The sequence below is a fragment of the Shewanella halifaxensis HAW-EB4 genome (genome assembly GCF_000019185.1).
In the GTDB taxonomy this organism is placed as follows: domain Bacteria; phylum Pseudomonadota; class Gammaproteobacteria; order Enterobacterales; family Shewanellaceae; genus Shewanella; species Shewanella halifaxensis.
This window is the reverse complement of sequence record NC_010334.1, coordinates 5,067,513-5,081,112: the sequence shown is the minus strand read 5'-3', so window position 1 is coordinate 5,081,112 and position 13,600 is coordinate 5,067,513. Positions and strand designations below refer to the sequence as shown.

14 protein-coding genes are annotated in these 13,600 nt (G+C 46.5%); 9 read left to right on the top strand and 5 right to left on the bottom strand.

The annotated features are described in order from the left end of the window. Window positions 1-159 precede the first annotated feature (159 nt). The 5 genes from SHAL_RS21650 to hslR form a co-directional block, all read right to left on the bottom strand. The gene (locus SHAL_RS21650) at window positions 160-369 is read right to left on the bottom strand and encodes a helix-turn-helix transcriptional regulator (protein WP_012279224.1); all 210 of its coding nucleotides are present in this window, start codon (window positions 367-369) and stop codon (window positions 160-162) included. Next, on the bottom strand, window positions 366-788 hold the full coding sequence (locus tag SHAL_RS21645; RefSeq protein WP_012279223.1) for a hypothetical protein: 423 nt from the start codon (window positions 786-788) through the stop codon (window positions 366-368). Before SHAL_RS21645 ends, SHAL_RS21650 begins: the two co-directional genes overlap by 4 nt. Before the next feature lie 309 nt (window positions 789-1,097). Then, window positions 1,098-2,639: a phosphoenolpyruvate carboxykinase gene (locus SHAL_RS21640; protein ID WP_012279222.1), complete on the bottom strand. Its 1,542-nt coding sequence runs from the start codon at window positions 2,637-2,639 to the stop codon at window positions 1,098-1,100. Window positions 2,640-2,870: 231 nt separating this feature from the next. Next, window positions 2,871-3,731, bottom strand: a complete 861-nt coding sequence (gene hslO, locus SHAL_RS21635; RefSeq protein WP_041416639.1) for an Hsp33 family molecular chaperone HslO — start codon at window positions 3,729-3,731, stop codon at window positions 2,871-2,873. Between the two features lie 28 nt (window positions 3,732-3,759). Continuing rightward, window positions 3,760-4,158 (bottom strand): ribosome-associated heat shock protein Hsp15, encoded by a 399-nt coding sequence (gene hslR, locus SHAL_RS21630; protein WP_012279220.1) that lies wholly within the window; start codon window positions 4,156-4,158, stop codon window positions 3,760-3,762. 273 nt (window positions 4,159-4,431) lie between these two features. Here hslR and gspC point away from each other — a divergent pair, with 273 nt between their 5' ends. From gspC to gspK, 9 genes are all read left to right on the top strand, one after another. Next, entirely contained in the window at window positions 4,432-5,349 is a 918-nt protein-coding gene (gene gspC, locus SHAL_RS21625; protein WP_012279219.1) for a type II secretion system protein GspC, read from the top strand. An 81-nt stretch (window positions 5,350-5,430) separates the two neighbouring features. Further along, window positions 5,431-7,593 carry a type II secretion system secretin GspD gene (gene gspD, locus SHAL_RS21620; protein WP_012279218.1) on the top strand — a complete coding sequence of 721 codons (2,163 nt, stop codon included), beginning with the start codon at window positions 5,431-5,433 and terminating at the stop codon, window positions 7,591-7,593. Further along, window positions 7,586-9,157 (top strand): type II secretion system ATPase GspE, encoded by a 1,572-nt coding sequence (gspE, locus tag SHAL_RS21615; protein WP_012279217.1) that lies wholly within the window; start codon window positions 7,586-7,588, stop codon window positions 9,155-9,157. Before gspD ends, gspE begins: the two co-directional genes overlap by 8 nt. Window positions 9,158-9,159: 2 nt before the next feature. Next, on the top strand, window positions 9,160-10,383 hold the full coding sequence (gene gspF, locus SHAL_RS21610; protein ID WP_012279216.1) for a type II secretion system inner membrane protein GspF: 1,224 nt from the start codon (window positions 9,160-9,162) through the stop codon (window positions 10,381-10,383). Window positions 10,384-10,449: 66 nt separating this feature from the next. After that, window positions 10,450-10,884 carry a type II secretion system major pseudopilin GspG gene (gspG, locus tag SHAL_RS21605; RefSeq protein ID WP_012279215.1) on the top strand — a complete coding sequence of 145 codons (435 nt, stop codon included), beginning with the start codon at window positions 10,450-10,452 and terminating at the stop codon, window positions 10,882-10,884. Then, window positions 10,847-11,479: a type II secretion system minor pseudopilin GspH gene (gene gspH, locus SHAL_RS21600; RefSeq protein WP_012279214.1), complete on the top strand. Its 633-nt coding sequence runs from the start codon at window positions 10,847-10,849 to the stop codon at window positions 11,477-11,479. Before gspG ends, gspH begins: the two co-directional genes overlap by 38 nt. Next, a complete protein-coding gene (gene gspI, locus SHAL_RS21595; RefSeq protein ID WP_012279213.1) occupies window positions 11,476-11,853 on the top strand; it encodes a type II secretion system minor pseudopilin GspI in 378 nt (125 codons plus the stop codon). Before gspH ends, gspI begins: the two co-directional genes overlap by 4 nt. Further along, window positions 11,834-12,577 (top strand): type II secretion system minor pseudopilin GspJ, encoded by a 744-nt coding sequence (gspJ, locus tag SHAL_RS21590; protein WP_012279212.1) that lies wholly within the window; start codon window positions 11,834-11,836, stop codon window positions 12,575-12,577. The genes gspI and gspJ overlap by 20 nt, the downstream gene beginning before the upstream one ends. Window positions 12,578-12,579: 2 nt before the next feature. Further along, a complete protein-coding gene (gene gspK, locus SHAL_RS21585) occupies window positions 12,580-13,560 on the top strand; it encodes a type II secretion system minor pseudopilin GspK (RefSeq protein WP_012279211.1) in 981 nt (326 codons plus the stop codon). The last annotated feature ends 40 nt before the right edge of the window (window positions 13,561-13,600 follow it).

The window sequence follows — 13,600 nt, the reverse complement described above, 5'->3', positions numbered from 1 at the left end:
ATATCGATAAGTGCAACTGCGTAACTGTTTCAAAATATGCGCTTGGGTGATCTTATGCAGATATGGATAGGCCTTAGATTTCGGGGAGAAACCTAAGGCCTACCTATAGTGTGCATTTTGGGAAGACCATGCATCAAGTCGTGCTTGAATGTCATTCGTCTAACTCATGGTGAGTTCAGTTTCGTCCTCAAAAATGGCTTCAATTGGCATCTCAAATAACCGAGCAACTTTAAAGGCTAAGGGTAGACTCGGATCATATTTGCCCTTTTCTATGGCGTTGATGGTTTGGCGCGACACCTCTAGTTTTTCAGCCAAGTCGGCTTGAGTCCAGTCGCGCTCGGCTCTGAGCACTTTTAGACGGTTTTTCATCGGTAACTGATCCTTCCTTTAATAATGCCAACGATATAGGTCAAAGCGATTAACACAATGAGATATGCAGCATTGAGAGGCGGCACAATAGCGCTATTTTCCAATATTGAATAGCTGGAAAAGCTAATAATGGCGACCCCTACAGACAAAGCGAGTGCATCTAACTGAACCTTGCGCTCCATCTCATCGAGTTGTACCAGAAAGTGGCGATAGGATACCAACATGGCGATACCGATAAGCGTATGAATGCAAAATGCTAAGGTGATTAATAGCCCGCTGTTTAGTAATTCATTCTCACTTAAAAAGGTGCTTATCATTAGTGTGAGGACCCAAAAGAGCGCAAGCAGATTAACTCGATTGGCATTTTTAAGGTCGCGCTTTGGCAGGCCCTTGGCGCAGATAGCTTCGATGATCTTCATGGTTACAGTTCCTTATGTATTGCGTGTCTTTTACTCTATTAATGTAAAGTAAGCTTGACTTAAACTTTAGAGGGTTATCAATTATAAGTCAAGCATGCTTTACTTTAAGTTTGCGAGGCTTTACATATTGAGGTTGGAGAGGAAGATGGTTTGTTTGATATTTTTAGCTATTTATAAGTAGGTTACGCCGCTTGGTCTTAGGCAATAAAAAATCCCAGCCTAGGCTGGGATTTTTTATTCTCGAACGCAATCTCTAATGTCATCTCTAATGTGAGCTACGCTCAAGATTGAGTGCTAGGCATCACGCCATTAAGCGTTAGGGCCAGCATCCTTGATTGAATCTGGTACCTGATACTTCTCGAAGTTAGCCTTAAAGCTGTCGGCAAGATGCTGAGCAAACTCGGCATACTGAGCCTTATCTTCCCATGTGTTGATTGGGTTAAGCAGCTTGCTGTCTACGCCTGAAATTGCAACCGGCACATGAAGGTTTAGCTTCTCTAGGTACTCAGTCTCAACATCTTTTAGCTCACCGCTTACGATGGCATCGACAATGGCACGGGTCGTTGGGATATCAAAACGCTTACCAATGCCATGTGGACCGCCGGTCCAGCCAGTGTTTACGAGGTAAACTTGGCTACCAAAAGACTCGATACGCTTCATCAGTAGTTCAGCATAAACACCCGCTGGACGTGGAAAGAACGGCGCACCAAAACAGGTAGAGAACGTCGACTGAATCGCGGCTGTTGACCCCATCTCAGTAGAGCCCACCTTAGCGGTATAACCCGACAAGAAGTGATAAGCCGCTTGCTCTTTAGTGAGCTTAGATACAGGCGGTAATACGCCTGAAACGTCACAGGTTAAGAACACAACCGCGTGTGGCTCTGCGCCGCAGTTATCCAGTTTACGCTGCGCAATATGCTCAAGAGGATATGCTGCACGCGTGTTTTCAGTCAGTGTTGAGTTGCTGTAGTCAGGAACACGATTTTCATCGGTCACGACGTTTTCAAGCACGGTACCAAAGCGGATGGCATCCCAGATAACGGGTTCGTTCTTCTGGCTTAGGTCGATACATTTTGCGTAGCAACCGCCTTCGATGTTGAATACACCACCGGGCGCCCAGCCGTGTTCATCATCACCAATAAGGAAGCGCTTAGGATCTGCCGAAAGAGTGGTTTTACCCGTACCAGATAGGCCGAAGAACAGAGTGGTATCGCCATCGTTGCCGACGTTTGCCGAGCAATGCATCGGCAGTACGCCTTTAGCGGGTAGCAGAAAGTTCTGTACCGAGAACATCGACTTTTTCATTTCACCAGCGTACTTAAGCCCTGCTAAAAGCACTTTGCGTTCGGCGAAGTTGATAATAACGGTGGCATCAGAGTGAGTACCGTCGCGCTCAGGAACACACTCGAAATCGGGTGCATTCATGATCTGCCACACGGGCTTGTCGGCGGCGTTAAACTCTTCTGGTACGATGAATAGATTGCGAGCAAATAGTTGGTGCCAAGCATACTGAGTGGTGACTTTTACTGGCTGGTAGTGCTCTTTGCTCGCACCGACTTCGAGGTTCGATACGAAAGTGTCTTTATCTGCCAGAAAGGTTTCAACTCGGTTCCAAAGCGCAGTAAACGCATCGGCTTCGAAAGGCTTGTTGACTGAGCCCCATTCGATATCGGTTTCAGAGCCCGGCTCTTTGACGATAAAGCGGTCGTTAGGGGAACGACCTGAACGTTCACCAGTCTTTGCAACTAAAGCGCCATTTGCGGTCAATTCGCCTTCCCCGCGTGCTAACGCAAGCTCGACAAGCTGGCCTGTTGAAAGGTTAAGATACTCGCGGTTTGATCCATCCGCCATCGGTAAGGTCTCCATCAGTGAGGTCAGAATTAGATGCTGATCTATAGTGCCAGCTTTTATTTAGGGCGATTGTAACGTATGCAGATATGAATATGTGGGCAAGATCAAAAAAAACACAAAAAAGTGAAGTGAAAACACTTTTCTTGAAGTTTTTGAGTATTTAGAGGGCGAAGTTTAGAATAAAAAAGGCGCTCAATGAGCGCCTTTAATTTAGGTTGCCGCTCTCAATAATTATTGAGTAACGTCACTACTTGCTGCATTGGCATAGATAGCTTCAACGTCGATTGCGCCGAAGGCATACTTGCTATTGCAATATTCACAGCCCATCTCTACCTTGCCTAACTCTGCAAGAATTGAGTAGATCTCTTCTTTTGCTACGGTGCGAATCGCCTGTGCACTACGCTCTCTTGAGCAGGTGCATTTGAATGTGACTGCTACAGGCTCAAATAAACGCACTTCTTCCTCGTGGTATAAGCGGTGTAATATCTCTTCGACTTCAAGAGTGAATAGCTCATCTTGCTTAACGGTTTCAGTGAGTATCGATAGGTGTTCAAATTCTTCGTTGTGGTTACCGTCGGTTGGCAATACTTGCAGAAACATGCCTGCGGCTTGCTTAGTGTCGGCAAACAACTTGATCTTAGTCGGTAGCTGCTCTGATTGTTCGAAATAGTCTTCTAAACATTCAGCTAAGGTCTCTTTATCTAAGCCAACTACACCTTGGTAACGTTCACCGTCATTAGGGGTTAGGGTGATTACCATATAGCCTTTGCCAAACATCTGCTGCAGGCTGGCATCATCACTAATTTCGCCGTCCCAGCGTGATACGCCACGAAGCTGTTGTAGGTTATTACCGTTAATTACCGCTAACGATACCGGGCCATCGCCTTGCAGTTGGATGCTGATGTCACCGCTAAACTTTAATGTTGCGGTTAGTAGTGACGTTGAAGCCATTAGCTCGCCCAATAGCTTCTGAATAACTAATGGGTATTCGTGTGCCGCAAGTACTTCTTGGTAGCTACTTTGTAGCTGTACCAATTCACCGCGTACGCTGGCATTTTCAAATAGGTAGCGGTATAAATTATCTTTGTTCATCTGTTCGTTCATTTCGGATTTCCAATTTTTAGCTTTCTTTAAAGCGCATGATCTGACGACGTTGCTTCTTATCCGGCTTCTGATCGGGAGCGGGGTTATTAAGAATATTCAAACGTCTTTGCTCGGCATAGGTCTCTCGTTTGGCTATACTTTGCGGTGTCTCTTCATAAAGGGTTTGTGCTATCGACCCTTTTTGACGGTATTCTGACAGTTTAGCGATGACAATCTCTTTTTCGTCATAGCCCTGTCTTAATCTGATGGTGGCACCTACCTCGGCATATTTGCTCGATTTCGTGCGCTGGCCGTTATAGTGTACTTTACCACCATTAATCATCTCTTTTGCGATGGCTCGCGTCTTATAAAAACGCGCGGCCCAGAGCCATTTATCAAGCCTTACTTGAATGGCTTGTTGCTCGTTGCTATTCATGAGCGACTCCAGTGATTAGATTAATTTAAATTAAAATGCTGGGTGAAGCTCACAAGCTCGGCAGTAATATACAAATCTTTACTTTCTCGCTGGTAAAATAGTGGCAGGCTTCACACCCTTTTTAGGCGCGTAAAGTTAGCATATCTGCTCAATTATCGCCAACATTGCTGCAGTTATGGGCTTGTTGCCAAAAGCAGTGTAGGTTAGCATGAGTCAGGATTTGCTAAATTATCATAATCAGAACAGAGGCCTGCAAAGAGGGTCCACTTAAATATGGATTTATTCGATAAATTTTTAACTAAAGCGGCTGGAGTGCCTCAAAAACCAGTCAGTACGGCGGTATTTGGCCTAGGGCTATTGATCGCTCTATATTTGTTAGCACAAATTACTTGGAAGTTAGTTCCAGATAACTCAGCTGCCACACGCTGGGTGCCGACTCCTGTGGCAAGCAATGCTAGCGGTCAAGTCAACATTCTCGGTTTACAACAACTCTCCCTTTTTGGTCAGCCTGATGCCGCGGGTGCTAAGCCTAAAGCCGCTCCGGTTGAAGAGATCATTACCGATGCCCCTAAAACCTCTTTATCTATCCAGCTGACTGGCGTAGTAGCATCGACTACTGAACAGAAAGGCTTAGCGGTTATTGCTTCAAGCGGTAGCCAAGATACCTACGGTTTAGGTGACAAGATCAGAGGCACGTCGGCCTCGTTAAAAGAGGTCTACGCCGACCGAATTATTATCACTAATAGCGGTCGCTACGAGACCTTGATGTTAGATGGTCTAGAATATAATACTAACGGCGCGGCTAATCAGCACTTGCAAAAAGCCAAGAGCGTTTCTAAAGGTAAGACTATCGACAACCGTAAGAATCGTGCCGTGGCTGCTGAGTTAAGTCAGTCTCGCGAAGAGATCTTAGCCGATCCGAGTAAGATCACCGATTATCTGTCTATTTCACCGGTTAAGAGCGGTGGAGAGCTAGCGGGTTACCGTCTCAATCCGGGTAAAGATCGTGAACTATTTAAGCAAGCAGGTTTTAAAGCGAATGATTTAGCTAAATCGATTAATGGCTATGACTTGACCGATATGGGGCAGGCATTAGAAGTCATGGCGCAGCTGCCGGAGATGACAGAAGTCGCCTTAATGGTTGAGCGTGATGGTCAGTTGATAGAGATAATGTTTAGTCTGCCAGAGTAATCGCAGCGGGAAATAACAATAGAATTTGCAGTAATACCAATTGAGTTTGCCGCAACGGAAGGTTTTAGGGGAAGAATAGCAATGAATAATAAGCGGATTAGACGCAGGCTAATCGCCGGTATGGTTATGGGGGCATCTTTATTAGCTCCTCAGCTTGCTTGGTCTGAGCAATATGCGGCTAACTTTAAAGGCACCGATATTCAAGAGTTTATCAACATTGTTGGTAAAAACTTGGAACGGACTATTATTGTTGATCCAACCGTTCGGGGTAAAATTAACGTCCGTAGTTATGATCTTCTTAACGACGAACAGTACTACCAATTCTTCCTCAATGTTTTACAAGTCTACGGTTATGCTGTTGTCGAAATGGACAACAACATCATCAAGGTGATCAAGGATAAAGATGCTAAAACCGCATCAATTCGCGTCGCCGATGATAGTGCCCCAGGACTCGGTGATGAGATGGTCACCCGTATCGTCGCGCTTTATAACACCGAGGCCAAGCAACTTGCCCCTTTATTGCGCCAGCTAAATGATAACGCTGGCGGTGGTAACGTTGTTAATTATGACCCTTCAAACGTATTGATGATCTCTGGCCGTGCGGCCGTAGTGAATAAGCTAGTTGAAATCGTACGCCGCGTAGATAAGCAAGGTGATACTGCCGTTGAGGTGGTAAGGCTTGAGTACGCTTCTGCGGGTGAAATTGTACGTATCATCGATACCCTTTATCGCTCTACTGCGAATCAGGCACAGATGCCAGGTCAGGCGCCAAAAGTGGTGGCCGATGAGCGTATTAACGCGGTAGTTGTCAGTGGCGATGAGAAGAGCCGTGAGCGTGTGGTTAAACTCATTAAGAAGCTCGATGCAGAGCAGGCAACCACAGGTAACACCAAGGTGCGCTACCTGCGTTATGCCAAGGCTGAAGATTTAGTTGAAGTATTAACCGGTTTTGCTGAGCAGCTTGTTGATGACAAGGGCGCGCCACAAGGTGGCGGCAGCAAACGTCGTAACGAAATTAATATTATGGCTCACACCGATACCAATGCCTTGGTGATTAGCGCCGAGCCTGATCAGATGCGCACCATTGAGAGTGTCATTAATCAATTGGATATACGCCGTGCACAGGTATTGGTTGAAGCGATTATCGTCGAAGTCGCTGAAGGTGATGATGTTGGCTTTGGTGTGCAGTGGGCCACAGAAGCTGGCGGTGGTACCCAGTTTAATAATCTAGGCCCTACCATTGGTGAAATTGGTGCTGGTATTTGGCAAGCACAAGGTGAAGAAGGTTCTACCGTTTGTAACGACGGCACTTGTACCGAGAACCCTGATACCCGTGGTGACATTACGCTATTGGCACAGGCGCTAGGCAAGGTAAACGGTATGGCATGGGGCGTGGCTATGGGTGACTTTGGTGCCTTGATCCAAGCGGTTTCCAGTGATACCAAGTCAAACGTATTAGCAACGCCATCTATCACTACCTTAGATAACCAAGAGGCCTCGTTTATCGTCGGTGACGAAGTGCCGATTTTGACCGGTAGCCAAAACTCCAGTAACGGTAACAGTAATCCATTCCAAACCGTTGAACGTAAAGAGGTCGGCGTAAAGCTTAAAGTCGTCCCTCAGGTTAACGAAGGTAACGCCGTTAAGCTGACTATTGAGCAGGAAGTGTCAGGTATTAACGGCAAAACGGGTGTCGACGTAACCTTCGCGACTCGCCGTTTAACCACCACGGTTATGGCCGACTCGGGTCAGATCGTGGTGCTAGGTGGTTTAATTAAAGAAGAGGTGCAAGAGTCGGTACAGAAGGTACCGTTCTTAGGCGATATCCCAATTATCGGTCATCTGTTTAAGTCGTCTTCGAGTGGTAAGAAAAAAACCAACTTGATGGTGTTTATCAAGCCGACGATTATTCGTGACGGTATCACCATGGAAGGCATTGCAGGGCGTAAGTATAACTACTTCCGCGCATTACAGCTTGAACAGCAAGAGCGCGGCGTTAACTTGATGCCAAATACCGATGTGCCAATCCTCGAAGAGTGGAATCAGGCTGATTATTTACCACCAGAGGTCAATGAAGTACTTAACCGTTACAAAGAAGGTAAAGGCTTAGATACTAAGATGCGTCAAACCGATCCGACACTTAAGAGTATTTCAGACAGTAAGAATACCGATGCTGCTGAAGTGGATAAGCAGTCGACAGAGTTAGAACATACTGGTACGGATAAAGATTCAAGCGATGAATGATAATCAAATTCCGGTCGATGAAGAGCTAGCGCAAGTATCGAGTGAGCTTGGGCTGGTGTCTGAGGAAGAAGCCGATCAAGTCTTCCATTCGAGCAGCAAAGAGCGATTGCCGTTTGCCTTTGCCCATCGCTTTAAGGTTGCGCTTGCTGTCGATGATGAAGGCAAGTTGTCGCTATATTATACTCAAGGCACGCCACTGAGTGCCCTGCTGGAAGTGCGCCGCTACTGCGGTAAAGAGTTACCACTGATAAAGCTAGAAGACGCTGCCTTTGAGGCGCGATTGACACAAGCTTATCAGGCAAACTCTTCTGAAGCGCAGCAGATGATGGAAGATATCGGTAATGAGATGGACTTGTTCACTCTTGCCGAAGAACTACCGCAAACTGAAGATCTGCTAGAGGGTGATGATGATGCGCCGATTATTAAGTTAATTAATGCACTATTATCTGAAGCCATCAAAGAAGAAGCCTCCGATATTCATATCGAAACCTATGAGAAGCAGTTGATTGTTCGCTTCCGTGTCGATGGCATTTTGAAAGAAGTCCTTAAACCTAATCGTAAGCTGTCATCTCTGTTGGTATCACGTATCAAGGTTATGGCGCGTCTCGATATTGCCGAAAAACGGGTACCGCAAGATGGCCGTATTTCGCTGCGTATCGCCGGTCGCGCCGTCGATGTGCGTGTATCTACCATGCCATCAAGTCATGGTGAGCGAGTGGTACTGCGTCTACTTGATAAGAATACGGGTAATTTAGATTTAGAGCAGCTCGGTATGACCGAGTCTGTACGTCATCAGTTTGATGAACTTATCCGTAGACCTCACGGCATTATTTTGGTGACCGGTCCGACAGGCTCGGGTAAGAGTACCACGCTATACGCGGGTCTTACCGAGCTGAATTCAAAAGACACCAACATTCTTACCGTTGAAGACCCGATAGAATATGAGCTTGAAGGCATAGGTCAGACTCAGGTTAACACTAAGGTCGATATGACTTTCGCTCGTGGCTTACGTGCTATTTTGCGTCAAGATCCTGATGTGGTGATGATTGGTGAAATTCGAGATCTTGAAACTGCACAGATTGCGGTTCAAGCGTCACTTACTGGTCATATGGTTATCTCAACCTTACATACCAATACCGCATCGGGCGCCATTACTCGTCTGCAAGATATGGGGGTTGAACCTTTCCTTGTGTCTTCGAGTTTACTCGGTGTGCTAGCGCAGCGTCTTATTCGAACTCTGTGCTCAAGCTGTAAAGAGGAGCACACCCCGGATGATCGTGAAAGAGAATTGTTAGGTATTACCGCTGACGATCCGCGGGTTATTTTCCGCGCTAAAGGCTGTCAGGCTTGTGGTCATAATGGCTATCGTGGCCGTACAGGTATTCATGAGCTATTAACCGTCGATGATACCGTGCGTGAACTTATCCATACTGGCCGAGGCGAGCTCGCTATTGAGAAACACATTCGTCAATCAGTACCGAGTATTCGTCACGACGGTATGAGTAAGGTGCTTGCGGGTAAAACCACCCTCGAAGAAGTGCTGCGAGTCACTCGAGAGGAGTAGTCATGCCCGCATTTGAATACAAAGCATTAGACAAGACGGGTAAGCAGCAAAAGGGCGTGGTCGAGGCCGACACCGCCAGACATGCCCGCACCCAGTTAAGAGAACAACGCTTGATGCCGCTGGAGATTACTCCTGTGGTTGAGAAAGAGAGTAAGGCAAAATCTGCCGGCTTTAGTTTTCTAAAACGCGGCATCTCTACCGCCGAGCTTGCGCTGATCACCCGCCAAATTGCGACCTTAGTGGCAGCGGGTCTACCCATTGAAGAAGCATTAAAGGCCGTTGGTCAACAGTGTGAGAAAGACCGTTTAGCCAGTATGGTGATGGCGGTGCGTTCACGCGTGGTTGAAGGTTATAGTCTGGCCGATTCCATGGCTGAGTTTCCGCATATTTTCGATGAGTTATATCGTGCTATGGTGGCGTCTGGCGAAAAGTCGGGCCACTTAGAAGTGGTGCTCAATCGTCTTGCCGATTACACCGAACGTCGCCAGCAGCTCAAGAGTAAAATGACCCAGGCGATGATCTATCCCATCGTGCTGACAGTGGTCGCCATAGGTGTTATTGCTATCTTGCTTGCTGCGGTTGTGCCGCAAGTTGTTGGTCAGTTCGAGCATATGGGGCAGGAGCTTCCTTGGACGACCGAGTTATTGATCGCATCATCTGACTTTATCCGCGATTATGGGCTTATTGTATTAGTCGCCATTGTCGGCCTGTTCTTTATTGCTAAACGTTTATTAGTCACCCCTAAAAATCGCATGATATACGACAGCATGTTGCTGCGCTTACCTGTGATCAGCAAGGTGAGTAAAAGCCTTAATACAGCGCGTTTTGCCCGTACATTGAGTATTTTGACTGCCAGTTCAGTCCCTCTACTCGATGCGATGCGCATCGCCAGCGATGTACTGGTTAACGTCAAAGTGAAAGCGGCTGTTGAAGACGCAACATTGCGGGTACGAGAAGGCACGAGTTTGGGCACTGCACTAGCCAACACTAAACTTTTTCCGCCTATGATGCTCTATATGATTACCTCTGGTGAAAAAAGTGGTCAGCTTGAGCAGATGCTTGAGCGCGCCGCCGATAACCAAGACCGAGAGTTTGAGTCTAACGTGACGATAGCTTTAGGGGTGTTTGAACCTATGTTAGTTGTTAGCATGGCGGCAGTGGTTCTGTTTATTGTTCTTGCTATTTTGCAGCCAATTTTGGCGCTGAATAATATGATTAGTGGTTAATACTCACTTTCAGCTCCAACTTATCTGGTGGCAGTGTGTGAGTTTTTTAGTTTAAGGAAGTAGTTAATGCAAACACGTAATAAACAACAAGGTTTTACTCTTTTAGAAGTCATGGTGGTCATCGTTATTTTAGGTATTTTAGCCTCTATGGTTGTACCTAACTTGATGGGTAACAAAGATAAAGCCGACCAACAAAAAGCGGTTTCAGATATTGTTGCATTAGAAAATGCCTTGGACATGTATAAGTTGGATAACAGTGTTTACCCAACAACAGAGCAAGGTCTAGAAGCACTAGTGCAAAAGCCAACTATCTCTCCTGAGCCACGTAACTATCGTGCCGATGGTTATGTTAAGCGTTTGCCGCAAGATCCATGGCGTAGTGACTATCTGCTATTGAGCCCTGGTGAAAACGGTAAGTTAGATATCTTCAGTGCGGGCCCAGATGGCCAGCCAGGTACAGAAGATGATATCGGTAACTGGAACCTACAGAACTTCCAATAAGATGATCTTGCCGCGAGTTAACTTAACCCGCCAAACGGGCTTCACCTTAATGGAGGTGTTGCTCGTTGTTTTGCTTATGGGGCTTGCTGCGACAGCGGTGACTTTAAGCATGGGGGGAGCGAGCAAAGAAAAAGCGCTTGAGCGAACCGCACAGCAATTTATGATGGCTACCGAAATGGTGCTGGATGAAACTGTGCTGAGCGGGCATTTCGTTGGCATCGTGATAGAAGATAGCAGTTATAAATTTGTTTATTACGATGAAGGAAAGTGGAAGCCTTTAGAGCAAGACCGATTGCTGGCCGAGCGTCAAATGGAGCCGGGCGTCGAGATGGTATTGGTGCTGGATGGTCTACCATTAGTTCAGGAAGATGAAGAGCAAGACTCTTGGTTTGATGAACCGCTGATTGAAAAATCAGCCGATGATAAGAAAAAATTCCCTGAGCCACAAATCATGTTATTCCCTAGTGGTGAGATGAGCGCGTTTGAGCTGTCTTTCGTTAGCGAAGATGAGATGCAGCAAGATATCGAAGTGGTTGTCTTTGGTGATGCTTTGGGACGCTTAAGGATGGGCTTTGAAGATGAAGAAGTCCTATGAACAGGCAGATTAAACAGAGAGGCATGACCCTGCTGGAAGTGATCGTTGCTTTAGCCGTGTTTTCTATCGCCGCGGTATCGATCACTAAGAGCTTGGGTGATCAGATTGCCAATATGCCTATTTTAGAAGAGCGCACCATGGCGCAATGGGTTGCACACAACCAGATGGTCGATGCTAGGTTAGACCCTAAGTTTCCTGATATTGGCCGTAAAGATGGTCAAGTCGAGTTAGCCAATCAAGATTGGTATTGGCGTAAAGAGGTCATCAAAACGACCGATGATAATTTTAGAATGATCCGTATTAGTATCAGCGATGACGAGCGATTTAAACGGGTCATTGCCGAAGTGAGCAGTTATGTACTTAAAGCGGATTAAGACTCAACGCGGCTTTACGCTGCTTGAGATGCTGATCGCCATCGCCATTTTTGCAATGCTAGGATTAGCGGCAAATACCGTGCTGAGTACCGTGATGAAAAACGATATAGCGACCCGAGACTTTGCCGCCAAATTAAAGGCGATGCAACAAGGTTTTGGTGTGATTGAACGCGATTTAAATCAAATGGTTGCTCGCACTCCTCGGTTACTGGAGGGTGGCAGAGGAACCACGGTTTTTCAGACGGGTAGCAATATGCTCGACTCAGAATCCGAGTCATTAGTATTTTTTCGTTTAGGCTGGCTAAATCCCGACGGGTTGTTGCCTAGAGGTAGCTTGCAATCGGTTGCGTATGTGGTGATGGAAGGCCAGTTACAGCGTTGGTATTACCCTTACCCAGAGCCTGAAATTGGTGCCGAGCCGATCAAAACAGTGATTATGGATAAGGTCATTTCGGTTGAATATGCCTTTTTCACGGACGATAAGTGGGAACGCAAGACTGATGCGACTAAGTTACCTAAAGCTATTGCCATAGAAATCGAGTTTGAAGATATCGGCAAAGTGCAGCGTAAGTTTTTAGTGCCTAAAGGTGCGCCAGCTGGCAGCAGTGATGACAGCGATAATGGTGGCAATAATAACGGCGGCGATAGCAACGGTAATAACGGCGATGATTCCAAGCCTGACGACAACGGCAGCGGTGGCAACAACCAAGGTGGAGGTGAATAGAGATGCCTTCTAAGCAACGCGGTGTCGCTCTGATTGTTGTACTCTTGATTGTGGCTATGGTGGCAATTATTGCCACTAATATTACTTCACGTAATCAGTTGTCGGTTAGACGCACCCTGAACATGGCGCAGTATGATCAAGCCTTTTGGTATGCTATTTCGGGTGAAGAGATCGCTAAAAAGGTCCTGAAACAAGACTTAGATGACTCTGATACTGTGCACCTGCAGCAGTATTGGGCACAGGCCGATGTGGTATTTCCCGCAGAAAAGGGCGAGATTGCCGGTAAAATTAGCGATATGAGAGCCTGTTTTAATGTTAACTCGTTATCTGCACCCAGTGAGAAAGTCGAGAATGGTCAGCCTAAAATGCCTTTGCCTGCGGTGCAATTTAAAGGCCTGCTGGTAGCGCTAGGGATGGATGAGTTCGCTGCTGAGCGCTTAGCGCAAACAGCTAAAGATTATATCGATGAAGATCAGACTGCCGGCCCCTATGGCGCCGAAGATGCAGAATATGAGTCACGAAATGTCCCTTATCGAGCAGCTAATACCTTGATGAGCCATAAGAGTGAACTACGTGCTGTGATGGGCTTTACCCAAGATATTTACTTAAAACTGGCGCCATATGTGTGTGCAATACCCGGCAATACCACTCAGGTGTTAAACGTCAATACGGTACCCGTAGAGCAGGCGGCGTTAATTGCAGGTATGTTTGATAATAAGATTTCGGTGGGCGAGGCTGAAAGCATCATCAATCAACGCCCGCTAGACGGTTATGACAAGATAGAAGAGTTTTGGGAAAACTCCTCCATCGCTTCATTAGCCAGTGACGCCAAGCTCAAGTCGAGCTTTGGGGTATCGAGTAAATACTTCTTACTCGAGGCTGGGGCAAAAGTGGATACCGCAGTATTTAGATTAGAAAGCGTGCTGTATGGCGACAGTAACAAATTAGAAGTGTTATCCCGCCAATTTGGTGGGCAAAAATAACAACGGTCCTTTAAACGAGCTTAAAGAGACTTGTGGAGAC

Bases quoted from the DNA above. Each gene is read 5' to 3' on its own strand.
- SHAL_RS21640 (WP_012279222.1), bottom strand. From the start codon at position 2,639: ATGGCGGATGGATCAAACCGCGAGTATCTTAACCTTTCAACAGGCCAG.
- gspH (WP_012279214.1), top strand. From the start codon at position 10,847: ATGATATCGGTAACTGGAACCTACAGAACTTCCAATAAGATGATCTTG.
- gspK (WP_012279211.1), top strand. From the start codon at position 12,580: ATGCCTTCTAAGCAACGCGGTGTCGCTCTGATTGTTGTACTCTTGATT.
- SHAL_RS21650 (WP_012279224.1), bottom strand. From the start codon at position 369: ATGAAAAACCGTCTAAAAGTGCTCAGAGCCGAGCGCGACTGGACTCAA.
- gspE (WP_012279217.1), top strand. From the start codon at position 7,586: ATGAATGATAATCAAATTCCGGTCGATGAAGAGCTAGCGCAAGTATCG.
- gspJ (WP_012279212.1), top strand. From the start codon at position 11,834: ATGTACTTAAAGCGGATTAAGACTCAACGCGGCTTTACGCTGCTTGAG.
- gspD (WP_012279218.1), top strand. From the start codon at position 5,431: ATGAATAATAAGCGGATTAGACGCAGGCTAATCGCCGGTATGGTTATG.
- gspC (WP_012279219.1), top strand. From the start codon at position 4,432: ATGGATTTATTCGATAAATTTTTAACTAAAGCGGCTGGAGTGCCTCAA.
- gspF (WP_012279216.1), top strand. From the start codon at position 9,160: ATGCCCGCATTTGAATACAAAGCATTAGACAAGACGGGTAAGCAGCAA.
- SHAL_RS21645 (WP_012279223.1), bottom strand. From the start codon at position 788: ATGAAGATCATCGAAGCTATCTGCGCCAAGGGCCTGCCAAAGCGCGAC.
- hslO (WP_041416639.1), bottom strand. From the start codon at position 3,731: ATGAACAAAGATAATTTATACCGCTACCTATTTGAAAATGCCAGCGTA.
- gspG (WP_012279215.1), top strand. From the start codon at position 10,450: ATGCAAACACGTAATAAACAACAAGGTTTTACTCTTTTAGAAGTCATG.
- gspI (WP_012279213.1), top strand. From the start codon at position 11,476: ATGAACAGGCAGATTAAACAGAGAGGCATGACCCTGCTGGAAGTGATC.
- hslR (WP_012279220.1), bottom strand. From the start codon at position 4,158: ATGAATAGCAACGAGCAACAAGCCATTCAAGTAAGGCTTGATAAATGG.